The organism is Nocardia sp. NPDC058666 (assembly GCF_042714895.1).
Taxonomy (GTDB): domain Bacteria; phylum Actinomycetota; class Actinomycetes; order Mycobacteriales; family Mycobacteriaceae; genus Nocardia.
This window is the reverse complement of sequence record NZ_JBHXRY010000074.1, coordinates 1-1,448: the sequence shown is the minus strand read 5'-3', so window position 1 is coordinate 1,448 and position 1,448 is coordinate 1. Positions and strand designations below refer to the sequence as shown.

At 71.1% G+C, this 1,448-nt stretch carries 1 protein-coding gene; it reads right to left on the bottom strand.

Going from position 1 to position 1,448, the window contains the following annotated elements; all coding sequences use genetic code 11:
• A partial coding sequence (locus tag ACFWVD_RS28555; RefSeq protein ID WP_379247991.1) for an amidohydrolase family protein occupies positions 1-975 on the bottom strand: 975 nt, incomplete at its 3' end.
• Positions 976-1,448 lie beyond the last annotated feature (473 nt).

Below are 1,448 nucleotides of genomic sequence, written 5' to 3'. Positions count from 1 at the left end.
GAACTCGGACAGCCGCATGATGCCGGAAGCCAGCCGCATGTTGCTGAGCGGGCAGTGCGCCGCACGCACATCGTGCGCGGCGAGGGCGGCGATCTCGTCGTCGGTCAGGTGGATGGCGTGGTTGATCAGGAGCCGAGGACCGAGGGCGCCGATGTCGGCGAGGACCCCGATGGGGTCGTCGGCGCGCTGCTCGGGGCGTTCCAGCACGTGGGAGTTGAGCATGACCCCGAGGTCCTGGGCGGCTTCCCAGTGGGCGTGGTTGAGGTGTTGGACGGCCCGCGCCGCGTGCGTGGCGACCTGGAAGCCGCCGAGCGGAACGGGGTCGACGAGTTCCTTCTTCACCTTCGTGACCAGCGCCGGGTCGGCTTCGGAGGGGAACATCGCGTAGGTGAACCGCACTCCGGTTCCGGCCAGCGCCCGTACGTAGCTCTCGATGAGGTCGTACGAGAAGATGTCCACCCAGTCCACGAGGGTGGTCACCCCCGACTGGACGGCGTCGAGGGCTGCGAGGCGTACGAAGCTGTGCAGGGCCTCGGGGGTGAGTCGGCCCCGCTGGGGGTCCGTACATCGTGCGAACCAGCCGAACAGGTCCCCGTCGGTACAGCCCCCGCGGATCACCGCCTGCCAGAGGTGGGTGTGGGTGTCGACGAACCCCGGCATGACCAGTTTGCCCGAGGCGTCCACGATCCAGGTGCCGGGCGGGGGCCGCAGGCCCGGGCCGACGGAGGCGATGGCGCCGTTCCGCATCAGGACGTCGGCGTTCTCGAGGGCGCCGAGGGGGCCGCTGCCGAGGGCCGGGTCCATGGTGAGGACGAGGGAGGCGCCGCGCAGCAGCACCGTCGGGCCGACCGGGACGTGGGGACGTTCGGGGCGGGTGGTGATGCCGAGGAGGAGCGGGGCGCCGGCGGCCAGGCCGAGGCCGGTGAGGATCTCGCGGCGGCTGCGGGCCGGGGACGGAGTGGGGGACGACTGCATGGCGTAGTACCTCCCGAGACTCAGAACGGAAGGCCCGCCCGGGCAACGCCGTATGGGAGCGTCGGCGAGGACGGGAGATCACACCCAGCATTCCCAGCGAACGGCCATTCGATAGGCGTCTGCGGAAAACTTTTTCCGTTCCGGTCATCTGCCGTCCATCCGCCTCCCACACCCCGGATCGGCGCCGGCGGTTCGCCCTGCGCGGGCGAGGACAGGGCCGCACTCACGGCCAGGGCGCCCCGGCCGAGACGGCATGTCCGGATGCCTCCAGCGCTTCTGCCCCTCTCCGGCACGCCTTTGATCCGCACCATTGCTGACCGTGCACCGGGGTGGGACCGTGGCCGACATGGTCGACACGCGCTCTCGACGGTATGAGGCAGCCGCCCGGTGGATGTTCTGGTCCGGCATCGCCCTGTTGCTGCTGGGGCTGGCCGCTCCCGCAGTCGCGCGGACGGGTGGCGCCCGATCGTGGG